Below are 23,921 nucleotides of genomic sequence, written 5' to 3'. Positions count from 1 at the left end.
CACGCGTATTACAGACATTTTTCATATATTAATAAAAAGCTCTGATTATTTTGGAAAGGAGTAAGAAATTGAAGCAAACAAAATTAACAGGTCGTATCGTTGTTCCCACAGATCCTGACTACAATGTAGCCCGAATGAATTTAAATTTAAGTATTCCAAAACTCCCTTGTATTATTGTTTTTTGTCAAAATAACAAGGATATCTGTAACGCCTTAAAATGGGCACGTGAACGTCATATACCATTTCGGTTAAGAAGTGGACGTCATAGCTATGAAAATTTTTCTCTTTTAAATAGAGGACTTATTATTGATGTGAGTGAAATGCATCGCATTACTGTTAATACAGAGAAATTAACAGCAACAATTGAGGCTGGTGCAAATCTTGGCACTGTTTATAAAGAACTTTGGAATTACGGTGTTACAATTCCTGCTGGTACAAGTGCAAGCGTTGGAATTGTTGGATTAGCACTTGGCGGTGGTATTGGTATGCTTTCACGCTTATTTGGATTAACATGTGATCAATTAATGGAAGTGGAAATGGTACAAGCGTGTGGAAAATTTGGTGCAAAACTCATTCGTGCAAATGAACAAGAAAACTCTAACCTTTTTTGGGCATGCCGTGGTGGCGGTGGTGGAAACTTCGGAATTATCACTTCCTTAACTTTTCGAGTCCACCCCGTAAAAAATGTATCAATTTTCTCAATTACATGGGAATGGGAAGACTTTATTGCTGCATTTCAAGCGTGGCAAAACTGGGCACCTTATATAGATGAACGTCTCACTTCATCGATCGAATTATTCGCCAAGCAACGAAATAAAATCGAAGCACAAGGCGAGTTTGTCGGTTCTCCCTCTGAACTCCATTCCCTATTATCCCCTCTTCTTGAAACTGGCAGCCCCTCTCTCTTTATAGAAGAAGTTCCTTATATAAAGGCTGTCGAATTTTTTAATGGCGGTAACATCCCTGAAAATTTCAAGCGCTCTGGTTCCTATGTCTATAAACCTATTCCCCTTAAAGGCATTCAACTCATGCAATACTTTCTTTCTCATGCCCCAAATAAAGATGCTAGTATTTGGCATCAATCGCTCATAGGTGCTGTTGAAAATATTTCGCCGAATGAAACGGCTTATTTTCATCGTAAAGCAATTATTGCCCAAGAATACATTACCTCTTGGAAATGCGATGATGAAGAAAATCGAAATATACGCTGGGTTAAAGATTTACGAGAAAGCTTAGATCCTTATACACTAGGTGACTATGTGAACTGGCCCGATATCGACATTAAAAATTGGCAAACTAGTTATTATGGCTCTAACTTTCACAGATTGCGTAAAGTAAAAACTATGTATGATTCTTGTGATGTTTTTCATTTCCAACAAAGTATTCCTCCTTTTCATACGTGAAAAAGAGGATAACATAAAAAAATCATCCAATATACCGTTACCTCACAGTATGTTGGATGATTCAAGTTGATTTTCTATATCGTTTCAAATTCTTGCTCCTACTCATAAACTTTTACTTACAGATTAATTGTATTTCGTATCATTTTCATGCAATGAATGTAATTTAATATTTGGTACTTTATCTTTTTCCATACCTCTATTATAAGAAACAGGAACTTGAAATTCGAATTGCTTTGTCTCATGTTTTTGTAAATAGACTGGTTTCGGTACTGGATAGCTTTTTGAATTCTCGTTTGCATTATCATATAAAACAACTTTTAATGCTTGTGAATGATTACGATAATTTTTTAAAGTAACAATGCACTTCGGTTGGATATTATCTCCATTTTTCTCCATTCTACACTGGCTATCTTCTTTTTTATATTCTATTGCTTCTACCCCTGTTTTTCCTGCATAGTACCATGTTTTATTCAATGTCTGGAGGATTGTATTTAAAATAAACGGCATCATTACAATCAAAATACTAATGCCTACTACTTTTATCTTATTCATTTTTCTAAATGTACTAGACTCCTTTTTTCCTAGCCATTTTAAAAATAATATAAATGCAATTACATGTAGTATGAAAGAAACAATCAATATATTTGAGACTTTATAATCCATATAAACATACGTATGTATCGGAACCTTATAGACATTGAATAGTTTTTCCCCAATTAATTCATTATCATTTGGAATTTTTAATAATAACAAAACCCCTATACTGTAACAAATAGCTACTAATCGATCATACTCAATACGAATCATTCTTTCTCCCCTTCACTTTGTTTTTTATTATCGATTTTAGCTATTATTACCATACTATACAATCTTTTTATAGAGGATAACGTAAAAAAGTTCCTTATAAATATATAAAGAACCTTATTAATATACAATTTTCACATTGAGATTTCTTCAAAATATGTTGGATTGTGTATTATAATTTTTTTATCTAAAATTGTAACAATGCTATCATTTTTTAATTGTTTTAATACGCTGCTAACTGTCTCTCGAGATGTTCCAGATATTTTGGATATTTCAATTGTTGTAAGTGGACATGAAATTACAATCTTTTCCCCACTCTGTTCTCCTAAATCCTGCATTAAATAATTTAACGTTTGGATAACACGATCTTGTGCATTAGGAATTGTAATATTTTGCACTCGATTTTCATTCAATTTTAATATAGATGATAATTGCTGAACAACGTACATCAATTGCGTTCTGCTGGATTTTACCATATCTTCAAAGATTACCGTTGGAATATAATATACCTCCACATCCGTCATTGCTTCTGCTGTATAGTTATATCCTCTGTCTGTAAACATACCACCATAAGGAAAAATAGAATACCGCTTTACATAGTCATCGTATAATAAGTTCCCATTTTGATTAACCCGCTCTAACTTTACAAAACCATCTAACATGAAGTAAATTCTTTCCCTTGAATCCCCTTCTAAAAATAAAAATTGACCTTTTTTATAAGTTCGCCAATAAACAAACTCTGTTAAGCCTTTCAATTTTTTTTCTGTTAAATGAGCAAATAATTCGAACTGCTTTAAGTCTTTCACTACGTTCCGTCTATTCATAAAATTCCCTCTCTCTTGCTGTATGTTGGAGCGAAAAATCAAGAAAGCGTATTCAATTTGAATTTTATCATAATTAACTTATATATTCAGATTTCATCATGAAAACTTTATGAACAATGAGTACAAAAAATATTAATAAATAAAAAGAATGAAGTTATTAACCTCATTCTTTTTTTTACTACTAAGTAGCGTACATAATAATTTAAACATACATGCATACATTCTGTTTTGAAATAATAGTACCAGCTTTTTCTTCTAGTGCTTCATATACTTTTTCTAAAGACGTAATAATTGTTTTTCTTTTTGGATTTGTATTAACAAAATTAATAGCAGCTTCAATTTTTGGAAGCATGCTTCCCGCAGCAAATTGTTGTTCTTCAATATATTCTTCTAATTGATTCACTGTGACATGCTCTAATTTTTTTTGATTCGGTTGATTATAATTTACATACACATGATCAACTGCAGTTAAAATAACGAGCGTATCGGCATCTACTAATTCTGCTAATTTCTGCGCAGCGAAATCTTTATCGATAACCGCTTCAGTTCCTTTTAACCCTTCTTCGGAATCAATTACTGGAATTCCACCCCCGCCAACAGCTATCACTATGTTTCCATCTTCCACCAAAGAATTAATCACTTTATGTTCATGAATACTTACAGGCTTCGGTGATGGAACAACACGTCTCCATCCTCTACCAGCATCTTCTTTAAACACTGCTTTTGTTTCATCCATTAATCTTCTGGCCTCTTCTTCTGTATAAAAAGGACCAATTGGTTTAGTTGGATTTTTAAATGCCTCATCTTTTTTGTCCACAACAACGCGCGTTATAACCGTTGCTACATCTTTTTGTATATTCCGTTTTTTTAATGCCTTTTCAATCGCATTTTCCATCCAATATCCAATCATCCCTTGGCTCATTGCCCCACAAGTATCTAATGGCATTGCAGGTGTCTTTTCCGTTTCTGCAGCTTTTTGCTGTAATAAAATATTCCCCACTTGTGGGCCATTTCCATGCGCAATTACTATATCCACATCATTTTCCATTATTTTCACAAGTTGTTCCGCCGTTTTTTCCAACGCTTCTTGCTGCGCTCCCGCAGTAGCTTCTCCAGACTGTATCGCATTTCCCCCTAGTGCAACTACAATTTTTCTTCGTGCCATATTTCAGCCCTCCAGTTCATTTCGCTTTCACAGCGCTTTATAAAGTAATACTGCCTGTAATTAATCCATAAATCGCAAAGAATGCTAAAGCACCAATTGCTACGGATGATGCTAATTCCACTCGAGTAAATATTTGCTTCGAACTCTTTTGCTTTTGAACATTGTAAAAAATAAAAATACCTGGCGCATATAAAGTCATTGTTAATAATAAATACTCTAAACCAGCTGCATAAACTAACCACACACCATAAATACTTGCTATCAAACCAATTATTATATTTTTATTTCGATCTACTTCTTCAGATTTTAAGCTATGCTTCAGTTGATAAAATGCTGAAAAAGCATATGGAATTAAAATGGCTGAAGATGCTAAAGAGAATGCAAAGTTATACGCCTGATCAGAAACGACGAATGTTAACAAGAATATTTGAATTAAACCATTTGTTATCCATAATGAATTTACTGGAGCCTTATTTTTATTTTCTTTTGCGAACCATTTTGGAAATACTCCATCTTTAGCCGCTAAATATGGAATTTCAGAAGCGAGCAAAGTCCAACCTAACCAAGCACCTAATACAGAGATGACCAAACCTAAATTTATAAAGATAGCACCCCATTTTCCAACAACACTTTCAAATAAATAAGCCATAGCTGGATTTTTCAAACCAGCAATATCTGCTTGCTGCATAAGTCCAAGAGACAATAATGTGATTAAAATGTAAATGATGAGTGTACCAATTAAGCCAATAACCGTTGCTTTCCCTACATCACTTCTATTTTTTGCTCGACTGGATAAAACAACCGCCCCTTCTACCCCAATAAATACCCATAGAGTTACAAGCATTGTACTTTTAACTTGGCTGCCAACTGCTCCCCATGAAAAAGAACCAGTTTGCCCCCAAAATCCATCTAAGAATGTATCAATATGAAACGCGAAGATTCCTATGACAATAAATACAAATACAGGTACTAATTTTGCGATTGTAGTTACTAAATTCACAAGTGCTGCTGATTGAACTCCACGTAAAATTAACATGTGAACACACCACAATAATACGCTTGCACCAATAATGGATTCTACATTTTGACCGCCTTCAAAGATCGGGAAGAAATATCCTAATGAAGAAAATAATAATGTACCGTAAGCTACATTCCCAAGCCAAGCAGATAGCCAGTATCCCCACGCACTATTAAATCCCATAAAATTACCAAATCCTGCTTTTGCATAGCTAAAAATACCACCATCTAAATCTGGCCGTTTTACAGTTAGATTTTGAAAAGATAATCCAAGTGCAATCATCCCAATTCCTGTTATAACCCAGCCAATAATAATGGCTCCAGCACCAGCACCTTTTGCCATATCACTCGCTAAATTAAAGGCTCCACCGCCAATCATAGACCCAACTACAAGAGCCGTTAGTGTAAACAACCCTAATTTCTTATCTTCACCCATTCCACTCACCTCTCTTTAATTGCAATAACAATACAAAAGCAATAGTGAATGATAGTGTCTAAAGGAGGAGAAAGAAGAAAGGAAGACTCCCTTTCTTCTTTACTCCATGTTTCCTAAAGTAGCTGCCATAACCGCTTTAATTGTATGCATTCTATTTTCAGCTTGATCAAATACTTTTGAATGTTTACTGCGGAATACTTCGTCAGTTACCTCCATTTCTTTCAACCCATATTTCTCGTAAACTTCTTCGCCATACATCGTTTCAACATCATGAAATGCAGGTAAACAATGTAAGAAAATCACGTTTTCATTCCCTGTTTCTTTAATCATTTTCATATTTACTTGATAAGGTCTCAATAACTCGACACGTTCAGCAAATTTTTCTTCTTCCCCCATAGACACCCATACATCTGTATAAATTACATCTGCATTCGCAACAGCTTCTTCCACATTACTTGTTATCATTACCTGTTCATTATTTTTTTTTGCTAAATCAATTACTTCTTGTGCAGGCCATAAAGATTCTGGTGTGCAAATACGTACATCCATTCCAACGATTGCTCCACCAACTAGTAAGCTATTAGCAACATTATTTCGTCCATCTCCAACGTAAACGAGCTTCACATTTTTCAACTTCCCTACATGTTCTCTAATTGTTAATAAATCTGCTAGTGTTTGTGTTGGATGCCACATGTCTGTTAATCCATTCCAAACTGGCACACCAGAATTTTGTGCTAAAGATTCTACAGTCTCATGATTAAATCCACGAAACTCAATTCCGTCAAACATACGCCCTAACACTTTTGCTGTATCCTCTACGGATTCTTTTTTCCCAAGCTGAATATCACCTTTCCCTAAATATTCAGGATTCGCCCCTAAATCTGTACATGCTACTGTAAATGCACAGCGCGTACGAGTGGAGGTTTTTTCAAATAAGAGCGCTACATTCTTATCTTCTAAATAATGATGCGGGATACCATTTTTCTTTTTCTCTTTTAATTCTGCTGCCAAATCTAGAAAATATAACAATTCTTCTTGTGTAAAATCTTTTTCTGCTAGAAAGCTTCTTCCTTTTAAATTTGGTCTAGTCATTAACATACTTCATCCCTACTTTCTCCGTTATTTATACTAAATATCTTTACGAACAATTGGCATACTCATGCAACGTGGACCCCCACGACCACGAGATAATTCCGAACTTAGCACTTCAATTACTTCTATACCGTGCTCCCGTAATAACGTATTGGATACATAGTTGCGATCATATGTAACAACTACACCTGGTGCGATTGCTAATGTGTTCGAGCCATCATTCCATTGTTCACGAGCAGAAGCAATTACATCTCCTCCTCCACATGGAATAAGAACTAATTCACTTAAGCCTAATACCTCTTTTAATGCTTCCATTAAAGAAGTACGATGTGTAATTTTAAGAGTTTCCTCATCTGATCCTTTTTCTAAAATATAAATATTCATATTCCCTTTTGGCCCTTGAATGGCTGGATGAATTGTAAACTTGTCATAATCAACCATTGTAAATACTGTATCTAAATGCATAAATGCTCGGCATTTTGGAATTTCTATTGCTAACACTTTCTTAATTTTATTTTGTCGGCTAAAGAGATTTTTAGCTAAACGTTCAATTGCTTTAGCTGAAGTACGAGCAGACACTCCAATCGCAATTGTTTCTTCATTTAAAATTAGCTCGTCGCCACCTTCAATTGGAAATTTATAATCACGATCTAACCAGATTGGTACATTATGTTTTGCAAATCTTGGGTGATATTTAATGATGTACTCCATGAATAATGATTCACGTCTACGCGCTGGTTCTCTCATCTTATTTATCGTTAAGCCATCGCCCACGCTAGCTGCTGGATCACGAGTAAAATATAAATTAGGCATTGGATCTAAGTAAAACGGATAATGATCTTCCATTAATTCATATAAATGTGTCTTCTTACTTGTTTCAATTTCGTTTTTCCGTACACCGCCCATAATTTTTTGAATTAATTCTTCATTTGAAAAGGAAAGTAAATATTCTTTTAAAGTTTGATGTGCAACATTTACGTCAGCCTGTCCTTCTTTTAAAATACGATCAACAAATTCTTCTCGAAGTTTTTTATCTACTAACGCCTCAGCGGCTAGTTTTTCTAAATAAAGAACTTCAACACCCCGATTGCGTAACGTTTGTGCAAAATAATCATGCTCTTTTTGAATAATTGGTAAGTATGGAATATCATCAAATAATAATTGCTGCAAATAATCTGGCGTCAAGTTTTCCACTTCTTTACCCGGTCGTTTTAATAAAACCGTTTGTAATTCCCCAATTTCTGAAGTAACATGTATCGGATGTTTCATTTGTTGTACCTCCTTTTAAATATGTTTGATGTCTTACAAGTACATAATAAATGCTCTGCACTTTCATCTTTGTGAAAGCATCCACATTATCATTGTGAAATATTAAACAAGTTATTTTTTTAAAATCATACGAATTTGTATTTTTATAACAAACTCTCTCGCTTTTTCAATAAAAAACACATATATTACGCATATATGTTGAATATTCAACTTCCGTATTTAAACAAAAATCCTGTTTTTAATTTTATTAAAAACAGGATTTTTACATCTAAATAATTAAATTTAATCTTTCTTCTATAATCTCCCTATCTGATTTCGACTGTGAAATTATAAGGCATGTATCATTTCCACATATACATCCTATTTTTTCTTTCCAATCTAACTCATCAAATAAAACACCAATAACATGTGCATTACCAGGTAATGTTTTAATAACCAGTAATTGATCTACACAATCAATTTTCACAACAACTTCTCGTAATTTTTTCTTTAACTTTATATCAGTTTGTAAATGCTCTTCTGAGAAAACTTTATATATCATTAATCCTTCTTGAGAAGGTACCTTCGTTAAGTTTAACTCACGAATATCGCGAGAAACCGTAGCTTGTGTTACTAATACATCTTTTTTTGCTAACAATTCTACTAATCTTTCTTGCTTATCTATTTCATACTCCTTTACAAATTGTTTAATTAACCGTTGTCTTTTTTCTTTTTTCATAAAAGACACCCCTTTTAATATTATAGCTCGCTATAATTTTCATCCGAAAGGGAGAGAAAAGAATGTTGCGGAAACGTTCATAGTTTAACTGTAAATATTAAATCAAACTAAATAAAAAAGAGAAGAACAGCATTCTGTTCTTCCTTTTACATTGAAAATCGTTCAATTGTTTGTTTCAAATCAGTTGCTTGCTTCTCTAAATCTTTTAATAATTGATCGATTACTATCATATTTTTAGACTGTTGTAGCGTCACACGCGCCACTTCTTGCGAACCAGCTGACGTTTCTTCAGCAATTGCTGCTACAGCTTTTGTTTGTGCTCCTGTTTGATGAATGTGGCTCACTTGTTCATTCATATAACTACTAATTTGCTGAGTTGCATCGGCTACTTCCATAACACTTGATGACATTTCTTTTAAAATTAATTCCGTAGCTTCCCCACGTTTCGCCTCTTCTTTAGCTATTTTCACTTGTTCTGTCATTTTCATTGCAACTTGTTGTACTTCATCTTGCATATTCCGTAATAACTGAGATATGTTTCTTGCAGAATGATCACTTTCATCAGCAAGTTTACGTACTTCTTCCGCAACAACCGCAAAACCTCTTCCATGCTCTCCTGCGCGAGCTGCCTCAATAGAAGCATTTAGTGCTAATAAATTCGTTTGGCTAGCAATCGCACTCACAACAGACACAATATGTTCTACTTGTTTCATTCGTTCTTCTAACTTCTGTACATTTTGCATTGAATCTTCATTTTCTTTTGCCAATGTTTGAATACCTTGAATTAAAGACGTAAAGACACGAGTACTATGCCCTAAAGCTTGAACCATTTCTGAAGACAACGTATCAGACTGCTTCGCTTTTTCTTCTACTTCACTTGCAATAGACGTCGTTGTATCAACAGCAGAAACAATTGCTTGAATTGATGCTGCTGATTGCTCAGCGCCTGAAGAAATCTCTGCAAGAGTCTCAGATACACCTTGCGCTTGTCTCGTTGCTTCTCCTGTTTGTTTTCTAATCTGCTGTACTTGATTGTTTGTATAAGAAAATGTTGTATCAATATTTTTTACCATGCCCCTTAAGTTTCCTAACATCATATTAAATGCAACACTTAAAGATTTAATTTCATCATCTGTCTTCGGTAATGGAACATCTTCACGAATATCACCATCAGCTGCTTTTCTTGCCGCCTCCTCTAACTTTCGAAGCGGTTTAATTAAAAATACGGCTGCTCCATATGCTAAAATCCCAGACCATACTACCCCTAATAACATAACAAGAATATTATATACAGTTTGACTTACATAACTTTGAAAATAATCGTATATCACGTAAATAAAAAATATACTTGTTGAATATGTAATGAAAGCTAAAACTGTAGTGAATAGCATAAGTTGTGTACGTAATCCAAAAGAAAATGTTTTCCTTTCTTTTTCCATCTTCCCTTTCCCCCTTTTTATAAGCAATATAAATACTACCTATATATTATTATCCATATTTTCATTATAGAAGGATATAGGGATTTTAAAAATTATTATTTCTTTGAATATCAAATTGCACGAAAAAATAAAGGATTCTGACAATTTATGACTAATAACAGAAATAAGGGGCAACATTTGTAAAATATATTTTTAACTGGGGGTTTTGTATGATTCAAGTTCGAAATCTAGTAAAATCATTCGGTTCACTTGATGTGTTAAAAGGAATTGATTTAGAAGTAAAAGAAAAAGAAGTTGTTGTTTTAATTGGTGCCAGTGGTTCTGGTAAAAGTACATTACTTCGCTGTCTTAACTTTTTAGAAATGTACGATGAAGGCGAAATTCACTTACAAGGTGAGCGAATTGATCCAAAGCATTCAAATTTAAATAAAGTCCGTGAAAATGTCGGTATGGTTTTTCAGCACTTTAACCTCTTTCCTCATATGACCTCACTAGAAAACATCATAGAAGCACCTATTCACGTAAAAAAATTAGAGAAAGCAAATGCAAAGGATATTGGAAATCAACTTCTCCAAAAAGTCGGCCTTCAAGATAAAGCGGATGTAACTCCTCATCTTCTTTCAGGTGGTCAAAAACAGCGCATTGCCATTGCACGAGCTCTTGCAATGAGCCCTAAGATTATGCTATTTGATGAGCCTACCTCAGCTTTAGACCCTGAACTTGTTGGAGAAGTATTGCAAGTTATGAAAGAACTTGCTGAAGAAGGGATGACAATGGTTATTGTTACTCATGAAATGAATTTCGCAAGAGATGTAGCTGATCGCGTCATCTTTATGGATGATGGAAAGATTGTAGAAGATGCTCCGCCAGCACAATTCTTTTCAGCTCCATCACATGAACGGGCAAAACAATTTTTACGCAACGTTTTATAATGTAACTTCTGTTTCAAACGAAAAGGAATACATTCATACGGTGCACAACTAATCATCCAAATAAAATATTTCAATAACATACTAAAAAACCATCCGTATGATCAATATATAGGAGGGGTTTTATGAAAAGGAAACTATTAACCATTGTTGCTAGCATTACACTATGTACATCTTTCATACTAGGAGCTTGTAGCAAAGAAAGCTCTACTACTTCATCAAATGGTGAAAAAGAATTTCGCTATGCGATGAGTGGATTATACAAACCTTTTAACTATAAAGAAAATGACGGCAAACTTGTCGGCTTTGATGTAGAAATCGGTGAAGCTCTTGCTAAAAAGATGAACATGAAGGCTACGCCAGTTACAAACCCATGGGAAACGCTAATTCAAGGTCTTCAAGCGAAGAAATATGATGTAATACTGGGTAGTATGGCAATTACAGAGGAGCGCTTAAAAGCTGTTAGTTTCTCAAATCCGTACTATCGGTCTGGCGCCCAAATTTTTGTGGCTAAAAAGAATACCGCTATCTCTTCTCCAGAAGATTTAAAAGGTAAGAAAATTGGTGTTGTAAAAGCTAGTACCTTTAAAAATCTTGTTGCAAAATATACAGATCAAATCACAGAATATGACAGTGATATTACTGCTCTTATGGATTTAGAGCCTGGGCGTGTTGATGCAGTAATTACGGATCAAATGGTTGGTCTACGTATGATAAAAGAAGGAAAATCGAATATAAAAGAAGCCGGAAAACCATTAAATCTTGATGAAATGGGAATTGCTATTCGCAAAGATGATAAAGAAATGGTTGAGAAAGTAAATAAAGCGTTAGATGAAATCATTAAAGATGGTACGTATGAAAAGATCAGTAAAAAATGGTTCGGGCGTAATATTCTTGGTGAAGAGGAAAAAACGAAGTAAGTTAGTAAGTTAGCCATTCAAAAGATTCATAAACAGTGCCCCACTGATTAAGTATTCATTTTATGTGGGGCATTTCATTCTCTACTAAAATCTATACAATATGAGGTGAAACGCATGTTTGAAATTTTTATCTCTACCTATCCCACACTCTTAAAAGCTACTATTGTCACATTACAATTAACATTAACTTCCCTAGTACTCGGTTCATTAATTGGATTATTATTCGCTTTCTTTCGAATCTCTAACAATAAAGTTTTAAATAGTATCGCTCATATCTATATTGCTATTATTCGTGGTACACCTTTAATCGTTCAAATCGCAATTCTCTATTTTGGCATTACATCTGTCATTGTTTTCTCCCCTTTTTGGGCAGGAGCAATCGCTTTAGCAATTCATAACGGTGCATATATTACGGAAATTTTCCGAGGATCCATTCAATCCGTCGACCGGGGACAATTGGAAGCCGCTCGCTCCTTAGGTATGCCTTACCCTTTAGCTATGCGCCGGATTATATTACCACAAGCATTTCGTCTGTCTCTTCCTCCTCTAGGAAATCAATTTATTATCGGATTAAAAGACTCTTCACTTGTCGCTTACGTAGGACTGTCCGAATTATGGGGATCAGGTTTATCAATTGCAGCAGGTAACTTCCAACAATTAGATACTTACATAATCGTTGGTGCATACTATCTCGTACTTGTTCTTCTATTTACTTATTTCGTTAATCTTTTAGAAAAACGACTACAACGAAAAGAAACTAACTCCGTCCAATTCCATAAAAAGAACAAAAAGGAAGTTTCTTTATAAGAAAAAGCAAGCCTGAGATGGCTTGCTTTTTCACTGCAAAAATATATTAATTTTACTGATTTACTTTTTTAATACTCTCGTCTTCCTCTATATGTTCCTCACGATATGAAATATTATGAGGATCTAGTCCATTTCCTAAAGAACCATAGAAATGCTCTCTATGCGGATCCACTAATTCACTTCCGTGATAATACACACGTGGTGTATTCCATAGGGCTGCTAATGCTTTTGTCATCGGCATTTCGTGATAACGTTCCGGCCACATTTCTTTAATCTTCTCTTTTACTAACGGATAGTATTTAGAGCTCATAGCAGGAAACAGATGGTGTTCTGTATGATATGAGAAATTGAAATGTAAAACGTCTACCCAGCGCGGCACTGTTACTGATAAACAGTTTGCTAACGGATCATTTACTGGAACAATTGGATTTAAGCGGTGATTTGTTGCGATATATGCCATTACAATAAAGTTAGCAATTAACAACGGAATGACATATGCAAATAACCATTTTCCAGGTCCCATAATAAACAATAAACTAATCCAAACTGTCCAAGGCAAAAGAAGTTGAAGCCATACAGATTTTTGATTGGATGACTTGAACTCTTTTATAAAATGAAAGAACATTCGAGTCGAATGCAATGTAAATTGAATTGTTAGTGACAGAAAACTAAAGAATGAACGTACATGTAGAGGCATACGATATACCCAACTCAAAAACTTACTCTTCTTAAGTTTCTCAAGTGTCGGCCATGCATCCGGATCATTCTCTTCATGCTGTGTATGAACATGATGCGTTGCATTATGCCACTTTCTCCAAAGCTTTGGCCCTGTTGATAATGGCATAAATGCAATCGCGCCTAAGAAGTCACGAAGCCATGCCTTTCTTACAACAGTTCCATGTAAAATTTCATGCCCTAAAAATCCTAGTGAAGCAAAACATAATCCAAGAACAATCGCAATTCCTAGATTCGCCCACACATTCAATTCAAATACACCAATCGATATTAATCCCGCCAATGCCACAAGCAAATAAGCCAGTCCACCAAATAAACGAGTAGGCACTGGTTTAAATGCTTTTTTCGGCAAATGTGGTGATACACGTGCTGCATACCACCCAAACGTATGAAGCTCCTTCATCCTTTTGCCCCTTTCTTATGCCGCGCCTTGCGCAACTTACATATATCAATTCTTGCTTCCAGATTGATTTTACTAGATGATCCAAAAAGCATCTATTATAAGGAAAATATACTCACTCTATCGTCACTTATTTTTCGCTTTTATTATCAATGAAAAACATTTCTCTTTTTACCCTCTATCAACCTTTCCACATGATGAATCATAACAATAGAATTTCTATATTGTCAACAACTTTTATGACCTAGTAATAAAAGTTGGTTATATTTTTATAATCATACTTTATTTCACTAAAGAAAATGTATAGATTTCATAAGGATTTACCCACTATATTTAGACATTTTCTTAAACGGCATAGACTCTATCTCATTCAATAACTCTCTATGTAATCAACAAACAGAATCATTTGAATTTAGTTTTATATAAATCCTACTTCTTCATAATGCCCCACCTCATTAATTATATTAAAATAATTTATACCCTCTTTTAATAAAAATAGACTTCCTCTAAAACAACACACATGAATTTCATATAATATGGAAATATTAAAAGGAAAATTGTTCTAAAATCAGGAGGTTTCCGCAATGACAAGTGATACATTTCCACAACTGCCACTATCTTATTGGATTGAATCTACTCAGTTTCCTACTTTCCCTCGTTTATCCGAAAATATAAAGACGAAAGTTGCTATTATCGGTGCTGGTATTACAGGTATTACTACTGCCTATTTACTTGCAAAAGAAGGCATCGATGTTGTTTTAATTGATTCTGGTCGTATTTTAAACGGAACGACTGGGCATACAACAGCGAAAGTAACAGCACAACATGATCTTATTTATGATGAATTAATAAATCATTTCGGTGTAGAAAAGGCCCGGCTTTACTATGAATCAAATAATAAGGCTCTACAATTCATAAATAAAACTGTTCAAACATATAAAATCGACTGTAATTTCTCAAATGAAGATTCATATTTATATACAACTACTGATAACGGATTAAGAAATTTATCGAAAGAATATGAAGCTTATCAAAAATTAAATATACCTTGTGACTATGTTCAATCTCTATCGATTCCTATTCCAGTACAATCTGCGCTTGTAATGAAAAATCAAGCACAATTCCATCCCCTTCTTTATTTAAAAACACTTTTAGAAAAGTTTGTGGAGATGGGCGGAAAGGTCTACGAACAAACAACAGCTATGGATTTGGAAAAGGGCGATTATCCACAAATAATTACAAAAGAGGGCCATCATATCACTTGTGAATATGTCGTCTCTTGTTCACATTTCCCTTTTTATGATGCGAATAGCTTTTTCTTTACGCGAATGTACGCAGAACGCTCCTACGCTCTTGCAATAAAAGCAAAAACGGAGTATCCAGGTGGCATGTATTTAAGTATTGATGATCCAAAGCGCTCCTTACGCTATATAACAAACAATGGAGAAAAATTAATTTTGATTGGCGGAGAGAGTCATAAAACAGGTCAGGGAATAAATACGATGCTTCATTATGAAGCACTCTATTCTTTTGCTGAAGCCACTTTTGGAATAGATGAAGTTCCTTATAGATGGTCAGCACAAGATTTAATTACTCTAGATAAGCTTCCTTATATCGGACATATTAACGAAAGAAATCCAAATATATTTGTTGCAACTGGATATCGCAAATGGGGAATGACAACTGGAACTGCTGCCGCTCACCTACTGAAGGACTCCATCCTAAAAGTTCACAGTCCCTATAAAGAACTGTATGCACCATCACGCTTCCATGCAAATCCAGATATAAAAACGTTCCTCTCCCAAAACATTGATGTTGCGAAACATTTAATTGCAGGAAAGATTGAAACCGCATTACGTAAGCCAGAAGATCTCGAAGTTGGTGAAGGATCTGTCGTACATGTTAACGGTAAACGAGCAGGTGCTTATAAGGACAAAGAAGGAAAATTACATATCGTCGATACAACTTGTACACATCTAGGCTGTGAAGTTGAATGGAATAATGGTGATTGTACTTGGGATTGCCCTTGCCATGGTTCTCGTTTTTCAATTGAGGGAGACGTTCTTGAAGGCCCAGCAGATCAACCGTTAAAACGAGTTGATAATGAGTAAACAAATAAAGAAGTTCAACAGAATTACTGTTGAACTTCTTTATTTGCTATAAACCCTTTTCAGATAAAATTCGACACAAGGAGGAAAATATTAACATTAAATAAAATAATATATTCATCTACAAATTAAAAGGGGTGAATATTATGCAACCTTCAGCTCCACCTCATCTAGAATCTACAGAAACTATCTTTCCAAGCTCTATTACAAAACTTGTTGTTTTTATTTGTTGGCTAGCCATTTTAGCTGATGGATATGATTTAGGTATTTACGGTGCCGTTCTACCAAAGCTCCTAGAAGACAAAAGCTGGGCGCTATCACCAGCGCACGCTGGTACAATTGCAAGCTATGCTTTATTTGGAATGTTTATTGGGGCTATTCTAGTTGGAACGATTACAGATCTAATTGGGCGTAAATGGACGCTTATATGCTGTTTAGCACTTTTTTCTATCACAATGGGTTTAGCGGCTATCGCTCCTTCTCCTGAGTTATTTGGATTATCTCGATTTATAGGAGGAATCGGATTAGGCGGTGTTATCCCTACGGCTTCAGCACTCACTGTTGAATATTCACCCCCAAAAAGGCAATCTTTTATTTATGCTCTTATGTTTACTGGCTATCCTTTAGGTATCGTGTTAGGTGCTATTTTGTCCATGCTTATGTTAGAAGATTTCGGATGGAGAATTATGTTTGGTATCGGAATGATTCCACTACTCTTCATTCCTTTCATTATTCGCTATTTACCTGAGTCCATTCAATTTTTATTATCACGTAATCGCCAAGAAGAAGTGAACCAAATTCTTAATCGTTTTCAAATTGAATTTCATGTAAAAGATAAAACTCATCAAGACCCATCTACTATACGAAAGAAAAATGGATTTTTTACTTTATTCTCAAAAGAATACATAAAAGCAACGCTACTTTTTTGGATCACTTATATAATGGGAATGTTTTTAATATACGGTTTAAACACTTGGTTACCACAGATGATGCGCCAGGCAGGATATCCTCTTGGGTCTAGTCTGTCATTTCTACTTATGCTAAATATTACCGCAGCTATCGGCGCATTATTCGCTGGAGCAATTGCTGATCGTATAGGAGCAAAAATTGTTATTAGCATCTCTTATCTTATGGCAGCCATATGTATCGGACTATTAACAATCAAACCATCTGTTACAATCATTTATCTTTTAATTGGCCTTGCTGGTATTGGATCAGTCGGTATTACTCAAATATTAAATGCATATGTAACACAATACTTCCCATCACATATCCGAGCTACCTCCTTAGGCTGGGGACTGGGGCTTGGCCGAGTTGGTGCAATTGCTGGCCCAATTCTCGTCGGTATTATTATGACAATGCAATATGACTTAGCATGGAATTTTTACTTATTCTCCTTTGCAGGTCTTATCGCAGCTATATCTGTTTTCTTCATTCCTACAAAATAAAAAGGGCACAAACTTACTTGTGCTCTTTTTCATATGCTTCAAACAACATATCTCGAAACAATGTATTTAAACTCTCAATATCGATTCCTGATCCCTTTTCAATTCCTTTTACATATTCCTGATAGTAATGAATTTGTTCTTCTAAAAATTGATTTAGCACCTTAATTTTCAATCCAACATCTAATTCAGTACCTGCTTTTTTCTTTATTAACAACTTTTCAATTTCATCTAATACGCTACGTTCTAATGATAATTCTGTAATCAATCGGTCAAATTCTACAGGAGGTAAAGTCGTTTTCTCTTCTAGCCACTTACAAGCTAAAATGGGACGTAATACATAAAAGTACTTTTTCAGCTTTACATTCTCACCTTGCAAAAATTCACGATAATTTTTCGACGCCATATGTAAATAATGATATATCGTTGCTTTTGGATCAAAATTCTTCTCACTCATCTGTTGAAGTAGTTCTGGAAAATTAGAGTTTTTCGAATAAAAAATTGGTGATCGAATCCACTCAAGTAAAGCAGGATTCGACTTCGCGAATAGTTGCAACGCCTTTTTAATATCCCAACCACTTATATCTAAATCATCACTAATTGGATATTCAATTACATCTCGTTTGTCATGAATTGATAAATACCATTCTACCGGATGTATATAAACAAACCTAACATCATAATCGCTATCTTTCGATGGAAAACCCCAAGCACGACTCCCTGATTCTACCGCAAATAAAATTTTCACATCATTCTCTTTTTCAATTCTTTCTAACTCCAACTCGATTTTCTCTCTCATTGCATAACACCTCCATTTTTTGATTATTTCCTTGGAAATTCGACAAATACAATACTAATTTTACTACATACCAAAAAAACTGTCAGAAATTACTGACAGCCTAATGAAACGTCTATTGTTGCTTTTCGATTACAGTAGTAGCAATTCGTTCAAACTCTTTTTGAATCTCCTCTTTATATGCATCTACTATTGAAAAATCCATAGCAGCAATATAAATTCGTTCTAATTTATCACGAACCGATTTTGCTTTCGCTAAGAAAGACATCGCCTCATTCATTTTTGCTTTATATTGAATGGAGACATCACGAATTTCCTTCGCATATTTCTCATCCGTCCCTGGCGTAACAATAAGGGCATACATATCAATAATTTCATCACCCTCGCGACTTGGAAAATATTCATGTGGTGCGGTGCTATCAAAAATTGCAAATCCTAATTCTCTTACGATAACCATATCAAGACTATTCGGGTCAAATCCGCAATGATATACTTCAACTTCAAACCCTTTTTCTTCAGCTGCCTTAGCTAACTTTTTGAGCATCGTTGATTTTCCAGAGCCTGGGCGCCCTTTTATAAAATAACGATGTGGTAACCCTTCTGTTAAATTAGGAACAAAATCAACTGCTCCTTTCGGTGTAGCAGCTCCTAAAAAACGATGTTTTACAAGCGATTGTCTCCCGCTTTTATCTGCAAATAATTTCTGGATTAGCTGATTGGTTAGTTCATTTGCTTTATTAAAATCTATATTATCAATATATATCTTCTCCCACTCATCATGTATAACCAATGCCTCTTTAAAACGTACGTAAGCAGACTGAAAAGCTTTGCTTGCTTCTGAAACAAATCTTTCAATTTCTAACTTCTGCTTTCTTAGTTTATCTGAGTCCCAAGCAATTCCTAAATTTATATACTCTTCAACAACTCCTGGCATTTTTGGCTCAATAACATGCGGCGATGTCCCATCAACAATTCCTACTTTTAATTTTGGGATAATTACACCATCAACCGATTTATTATCAGAAGAACAATGTAAAAATTCAATATCATATCCTTTTTCAATCCATTCACGACCTATTGCCTTTATTAAAGAAGATTTTCCCGTTCCTGGGCCACCCTTTAAGATAAATAATCTGTCTAATCCTTTTAAATTCTCTTCGTATAAATTGTGAAATCCCCTAGCTGTATTACCACCAGCATAATAATTTAATACATTTCCTGTCACTGCACTCACTCCTTCGCAGCATTCTATTTACATAAGCTACAATATGCGAGCAGCTTTATTTGGGTGAATACCTATTTTGTATTGCACGAAAAAAGGAAATGAATTACAATTTAACTATCGGAAAATTCCGATTTTAAAAACTGAATACTTCTTTATCAAGAGAGGCAGAGGGACCGGCCCTTTGAAGCCCAGCAACCTCAGTTTATACAAACTGAATAGGTGCTAATTCCTGCAAAATGCATTGCATTTTGGAAGATAAAACTCAACTAGCATGTAAAGCTCATCTTTCTTGATACTGAAGGATGAGCTTTTTATTATTTGAAAAACATATATTGGAGGTATGTAAAATGAAAGTAATTGATTTATCGCAAACATTTGAAAATAATATGTCTCAATTTCCTGGAACACCTAAAATACAACTAGAAGCTGTTACAAGTGTTGAAGAATCAGGCTATCAAGTTACAGATTTTCATTCTGTCGTTCATGTTGGCACGCATTGTGATGCTCCTGCGCATTTTATTTCAGGCGCAACGACCATCGATCAATTACCGCTGGATCAATTTGTAGGTGAAGCTGTTCTTATAGATGTAACACATATTCAAGAGCGAAAATTACCTAAGGCAGTATTGCATAATACTGACATAAAAGAAGGTGATATTGTTATTTTTCATTCTAATCTATCCACAAAATGGAATACAGAGGCTTATGAGAAGGAAGCATTTTATCTTTCTGAAGAATTAGCTAAAGAACTAGTGCGATTAAAAGTAAAATCTATCGGTTTAGATTTCATTTCTCCTGATGAAGTCACAACAGAAACATCACCGATTCATCACATATTACTAGGGAATAATATTTACTTAATTGAAAACTTAACAAATCTAGATGCTATCGAAACAAAACGTTTCTTTTTCTCAGCAGCACCTTTAAAAATTAAAAATAGTGACGGTGCTTTCGCAAGAGCATTTGCTGTTATTTTTTAAACACAGCCTATAAAAAAAGCAAAGGCCACTATTGGTCTTTGCTTCTATATTTTCTATTTAAATTAAGAAAGAATTGTTCCACACGAGGACGCACCCAAGCTAAACAATCTATCTCTTTCTTCTTTGTGCAAGCTATCTCTTCTCCATCTACCATTTCAACAAGTTCTAGTTCTAACAGTTGCCTCGTGAATGCTAACATATTCACTTCTTCGGATGGATACTCTTCTTTTAATTTCTCCTCAATTTCTCCCAATAAAAAACCGTCACGCATCATTGCCAATGCATCAATCCAAAGTGGCGGCATTTCATATTTTTCTCCTGTAATTGTATCTTTTACAATATAATTCTTTTGCTCTTTTCGAAATTGAATCGTGTGTAAACATACAGTCGAATTTAATGTTAATTCCATCATACCACCTCTTTCATAATATCTGCATAGAAAAAAGGATGCGCGTGCACCCCTTCTTATCTTTTCATAACACTACTGAACCGTTACATGAGCAATCAATCTCATGTCGATATTTTCCTCCATTATAAACGAAGTATTTTATAAAAAAAACCCTTCTTGAAACATTTTATAAAATGTTTATATTTACACAACAAGAACACTTTTCTGAAAAATCTTTTCTCCCAATACATTAAACGGTCGGCAGAAAAATTTCTACTTTCGTTCCTACTCCTAGACTACTTTGGATCGTGATACTCCCTTGATGTTCCTTAATAATTTTATATGTAATCATTAACCCAAGTCCTGTGCCAGTCTCCTTTGTTGTGTAAAACGCCTTGCCGATTTTTTCTAACTTCTCATTCTCTATACCAAATCCTTGGTCTTCAACAGAAATACACAAATGTCCTTGCGTTTTTTGATATGCACGAATATGAATTTCTCCACCCTCTGGCATTGATTCTATTCCATTTTTAATGATATTTAATAACACTTGTTTTAATTGCTTGTCATCACCGTTTATAGCCGGTAAATTCCCATCTACTTGTAAATGACATTTAACTCTATATTGCGTTGCATAACTTTCCATTAGATGCACAACATATAGAAGGATGTCTCGTATATTACACCTTTCATAATTTGTTGGCTTTGGTTTTCCTAACAACATCAATTCACTAACAAATCCATTAACCCTTTCAATTTCTTGTAGCATAATGTCGTAGCTCATCGTATCAGTTGGATTTCTTTCTTTTTGCATTTGCGTAAACCCTTTTAACGCTGTTAGCGGATTTCGAATTTCATGGGCAATTGTTGTAGACATAGTCCCAATCACAGCTAAATTTTCCGTCTCTTTCATATTGTTCATCATTTCAACCACTGTTCTTACATAAGATTGAAATCGTTTTAATAAAGAATGTGAAATAATGAAATAGAATATACATAAAACAAGTGGAATTACCACTTTTAAATCTTGTAATAGCAATGTGAAAAATACGTACTTTCCAATTACACTAAAGGACACTAAATAAAAGTATTTTCTATTCACGAAAACTGGGGCAAATAAAATTAATAACATTTCTACCATACTACCATGTTCAAAAGGTCTATCCGTTCGCAAATAAATCATTAAATTATTCACAAGATTGATAAACATGTACCCAAATAAAAATAAATATTTTACAGAATATACATACCCTCTTTTTTGAAGATATATAGAAATAGGAAATAATGCTATTACAAATATAGGCACACCTATCCCAAGACTACCTTCTGGCCAACCTACCGCTGTTCCACTAATATTCATAGCAGGATATACAAAATAATATATAGCGTCATATAAAAAGAATATAATATAAAATAATAATATAAATACCTTTAAGGCTCTTCTTTCTTCATAAATCAAGCTCTTGTATTTATTCATATAAAAACTCCCCTTGATCGATACAAAAAACTTTCATTGTTATCTCCTTAAAGTATAAGTATGAAATTGCTTTCAGGGCAATATTTAACCTTATAATAATGAAAGGAAGGAGATCTCTCCTTCCTTTTGGTAACAACTTACATCCATCTTACCCTGTCATGTAACAATCCATCCGTAAAATTATTATGCCCTATTACAAAATCCTTCATATATAAATTTAAATACTCACCGTACTTACTTTCTGTATTTAATAACAACTCCTCAACATAATAAGCACCTTGTTCAAATTGATCTAAAAGTAAACTGGACAAGCCCGCATAAATCCCGCACCCTACTTGAAAATACGTTGCATTCGTTTTATATTTACGAAAAACTTGGCTACTATTCATCACATTATACATATATGTCTCACTATTTTCATAAACGAGTAACACACCGACCAAGTCCTCTCCAGCAACCTCTTCTTCCGCTGGATTAAACACTTTACGATTCCAGTTCCATAAATCTTCTACTTGATCTAAGTTCTGTCTAATTATATTTGTTGTATACTCATTAATTCGGTAAAGAAAACCAACTTCCATATTAAAGTTTTTCCCTAAAATTAATACTTCCTCATGTGGCATTAAACAACCATAGAATTCTTTTTCTCCTAACTTCACTTTATACTCTGAAGCATATACATCTTCATAAAAGTAAAGAGGACGATGATGACTCATATACATCGGATAACTCCAGATTGCTTCATCTAAAAATCGCTCTACTGCCCATGAAGCATAAAGTGTATGTGGCTTTATAAGTGCTGTATCATTCAAAAACGATGTGTCATGTTCTACAATATAACATGCTCTTGGCCTTTCACTTGGTCGTTCCTTCATAAGCTCAACAACCATCCATTGAACAACACCTGGATTCATACCTGAACCTATAATCGCTTTTGTATTTGTAAATTTCTCTTTCTCCTTCTCAAACCTTGTATATCTTTCCGTAAGCTGAAAGCCGATTAAGCTATCGTCCTGATCTACTGCCTCATTTTCCAAGGCTGAGTTAATATAACAAATTCCTAGTTCATTACAGCAGCTTAATACTCTAATTGTATCTGCCCCTGAAACATCAATCACAACACTCGTTCTTTTTTCTTTTAAATGTTGTTTAAATTCCACTACATTTTGAAGGTTTATTTCATATAAATATAATTGACTTTTCAAATTCGAAAACAACTCATCATAATAAGTCCTATCTTTTTGTTTTATATCCACCAAATGAAATTTGGCATTCTTTAATACTTCATAAATTGGATCTTTTTCATTTGCTATCGCTTGATTTAAAATTGCTAAAACTGCTTTTGCTGCTCCACCAGCACTACCAAGCAATGTAATTGATAACGAATTCGGAAACTGCTCCACAAACAAAACCCCTTTAATAAATTAGTTGAGCAGCTCCTCCTCAAAAAATAAATTGAATACATAAAAAGATAGCTCGTACACAATTTTTATAAGTTAGTGTAAAGTTACCTTTTAAAAAATCACACTATACTATGTTTATAT

General features: G+C 34.3%; 21 protein-coding genes and 1 riboswitch. Of the genes, 7 read left to right on the top strand and 14 right to left on the bottom strand.

The window, feature by feature from the left end; all coding sequences use genetic code 11:
* Nucleotides 1–68: 68 nt before the first annotated feature.
* Nucleotides 69–1,403: an FAD-binding oxidoreductase gene (locus tag BUA87_RS24705; protein WP_072941083.1), complete on the top strand. Its 1,335-nt coding sequence runs from the start codon at nt 69–71 to the stop codon at nt 1,401–1,403.
* Between the two features lie 123 nt (nt 1,404–1,526).
* Here the strand turns inward: BUA87_RS24705 and BUA87_RS24700 are convergent, their stop codons facing one another.
* From BUA87_RS24700 to BUA87_RS24665, 8 genes are all read right to left on the bottom strand, one after another.
* The gene (locus BUA87_RS24700) at nt 1,527–2,210 is read right to left on the bottom strand and encodes a hypothetical protein (protein WP_000619192.1); all 684 of its coding nucleotides are present in this window, start codon (nt 2,208–2,210) and stop codon (nt 1,527–1,529) included.
* A gap of 131 nt (nt 2,211–2,341) precedes the next feature.
* A complete protein-coding gene (locus BUA87_RS24695; RefSeq protein ID WP_072941080.1) occupies nt 2,342–3,031 on the bottom strand; it encodes a Crp/Fnr family transcriptional regulator in 690 nt (229 codons plus the stop codon).
* A gap of 202 nt (nt 3,032–3,233) precedes the next feature.
* A complete protein-coding gene (gene arcC / locus BUA87_RS24690) occupies nt 3,234–4,196 on the bottom strand; it encodes a carbamate kinase (RefSeq protein WP_000113953.1) in 963 nt (320 codons plus the stop codon).
* A gap of 37 nt (nt 4,197–4,233) precedes the next feature.
* The gene (gene arcD / locus BUA87_RS24685) at nt 4,234–5,649 is read right to left on the bottom strand and encodes an arginine-ornithine antiporter (protein ID WP_000503413.1); all 1,416 of its coding nucleotides are present in this window, start codon (nt 5,647–5,649) and stop codon (nt 4,234–4,236) included.
* Nucleotides 5,650–5,748: 99 nt separating this feature from the next.
* The gene (argF, locus tag BUA87_RS24680; protein WP_072941078.1) at nt 5,749–6,747 is read right to left on the bottom strand and encodes an ornithine carbamoyltransferase; all 999 of its coding nucleotides are present in this window, start codon (nt 6,745–6,747) and stop codon (nt 5,749–5,751) included.
* Between the two features lie 30 nt (nt 6,748–6,777).
* Entirely contained in the window at nt 6,778–8,010 is a 1,233-nt protein-coding gene (gene arcA, locus BUA87_RS24675) for an arginine deiminase (protein WP_000682331.1), read from the bottom strand.
* Between the two features lie 268 nt (nt 8,011–8,278).
* A complete protein-coding gene (argR, locus tag BUA87_RS24670; RefSeq protein ID WP_072941076.1) occupies nt 8,279–8,728 on the bottom strand; it encodes an arginine repressor in 450 nt (149 codons plus the stop codon).
* Nucleotides 8,729–8,874: 146 nt separating this feature from the next.
* Nucleotides 8,875–10,167 (bottom strand): methyl-accepting chemotaxis protein, encoded by a 1,293-nt coding sequence (locus BUA87_RS24665; protein ID WP_000410238.1) that lies wholly within the window; start codon nt 10,165–10,167, stop codon nt 8,875–8,877.
* A gap of 209 nt (nt 10,168–10,376) precedes the next feature.
* Here BUA87_RS24665 and BUA87_RS24655 point away from each other — a divergent pair, with 209 nt between their 5' ends.
* The 3 genes from BUA87_RS24655 to BUA87_RS24645 all read left to right on the top strand — a co-directional run bounded on the left by BUA87_RS24655 (nt 10,377) and on the right by BUA87_RS24645 (nt 12,823).
* Complete coding sequence (locus BUA87_RS24655) at nt 10,377–11,099, top strand: amino acid ABC transporter ATP-binding protein (protein ID WP_000616921.1); 723 nt, start codon at nt 10,377–10,379, stop codon at nt 11,097–11,099.
* Between the two features lie 122 nt (nt 11,100–11,221).
* Nucleotides 11,222–12,016, top strand: a complete 795-nt coding sequence (locus BUA87_RS24650; protein WP_000823754.1) for an ABC transporter substrate-binding protein — start codon at nt 11,222–11,224, stop codon at nt 12,014–12,016.
* A 114-nt stretch (nt 12,017–12,130) separates the two neighbouring features.
* On the top strand, nt 12,131–12,823 hold the full coding sequence (locus tag BUA87_RS24645) for an amino acid ABC transporter permease (protein ID WP_000461546.1): 693 nt from the start codon (nt 12,131–12,133) through the stop codon (nt 12,821–12,823).
* Nucleotides 12,824–12,875: 52 nt separating this feature from the next.
* Here BUA87_RS24645 and BUA87_RS24640 read toward each other — a convergent pair whose 3' ends face one another.
* The gene (locus tag BUA87_RS24640) at nt 12,876–13,961 is read right to left on the bottom strand and encodes a Delta(10) desaturase DesB (RefSeq protein ID WP_000661219.1); all 1,086 of its coding nucleotides are present in this window, start codon (nt 13,959–13,961) and stop codon (nt 12,876–12,878) included.
* Nucleotides 13,962–14,542: 581 nt separating this feature from the next.
* On the opposite strand from BUA87_RS24640, the gene BUA87_RS24635 reads away from it, so the two are divergent.
* Nucleotides 14,543–16,069, top strand: coding sequence for an FAD-dependent oxidoreductase (locus BUA87_RS24635; RefSeq protein ID WP_072941070.1), 1,527 nt, complete (start codon nt 14,543–14,545; stop codon nt 16,067–16,069).
* 143 nt (nt 16,070–16,212) lie between these two features.
* Nucleotides 16,213–17,514 carry an MFS transporter gene (locus tag BUA87_RS24630; protein ID WP_065229683.1) on the top strand — a complete coding sequence of 434 codons (1,302 nt, stop codon included), beginning with the start codon at nt 16,213–16,215 and terminating at the stop codon, nt 17,512–17,514.
* 13 nt (nt 17,515–17,527) lie between these two features.
* On the opposite strand, the gene BUA87_RS24625 is transcribed toward BUA87_RS24630, so the two are convergent.
* On the bottom strand, nt 17,528–18,310 hold the full coding sequence (locus tag BUA87_RS24625; RefSeq protein ID WP_001208235.1) for a nucleotidyltransferase domain-containing protein: 783 nt from the start codon (nt 18,308–18,310) through the stop codon (nt 17,528–17,530).
* 112 nt (nt 18,311–18,422) lie between these two features.
* Nucleotides 18,423–19,532: a PRK06851 family protein gene (locus tag BUA87_RS24620; RefSeq protein WP_000147464.1), complete on the bottom strand. Its 1,110-nt coding sequence runs from the start codon at nt 19,530–19,532 to the stop codon at nt 18,423–18,425.
* 149 nt (nt 19,533–19,681) lie between these two features.
* A riboswitch (SAM riboswitch) is annotated at nt 19,682–19,794 on the top strand.
* 85 nt (nt 19,795–19,879) lie between these two features.
* Here BUA87_RS24620 and BUA87_RS24615 point away from each other — a divergent pair.
* Nucleotides 19,880–20,512 carry a cyclase family protein gene (locus BUA87_RS24615; protein ID WP_000862979.1) on the top strand — a complete coding sequence of 211 codons (633 nt, stop codon included), beginning with the start codon at nt 19,880–19,882 and terminating at the stop codon, nt 20,510–20,512.
* Nucleotides 20,513–20,540: 28 nt separating this feature from the next.
* On the opposite strand, the gene BUA87_RS24610 is transcribed toward BUA87_RS24615, so the two are convergent.
* From BUA87_RS24610 to BUA87_RS24600, 3 genes are all read right to left on the bottom strand, one after another.
* Nucleotides 20,541–20,921 (bottom strand): hypothetical protein, encoded by a 381-nt coding sequence (locus tag BUA87_RS24610; protein WP_000424116.1) that lies wholly within the window; start codon nt 20,919–20,921, stop codon nt 20,541–20,543.
* Nucleotides 20,922–21,150: 229 nt separating this feature from the next.
* Nucleotides 21,151–22,377 carry an ATP-binding protein gene (locus BUA87_RS24605; protein WP_001046109.1) on the bottom strand — a complete coding sequence of 409 codons (1,227 nt, stop codon included), beginning with the start codon at nt 22,375–22,377 and terminating at the stop codon, nt 21,151–21,153.
* Between the two features lie 137 nt (nt 22,378–22,514).
* On the bottom strand, nt 22,515–23,780 hold the full coding sequence (locus tag BUA87_RS24600) for a hypothetical protein (protein ID WP_000434729.1): 1,266 nt from the start codon (nt 23,778–23,780) through the stop codon (nt 22,515–22,517).
* Nucleotides 23,781–23,921: the final 141 nt, after the last annotated feature.

The sequence above is a fragment of the Bacillus sp. bc15 genome (genome assembly GCF_900142585.1).
GTDB lineage: Bacteria > Bacillota > Bacilli > Bacillales > Bacillaceae_G > Bacillus_A > Bacillus_A cereus.
This window is presented reverse-complemented; position numbering and strand designations above follow the sequence as displayed.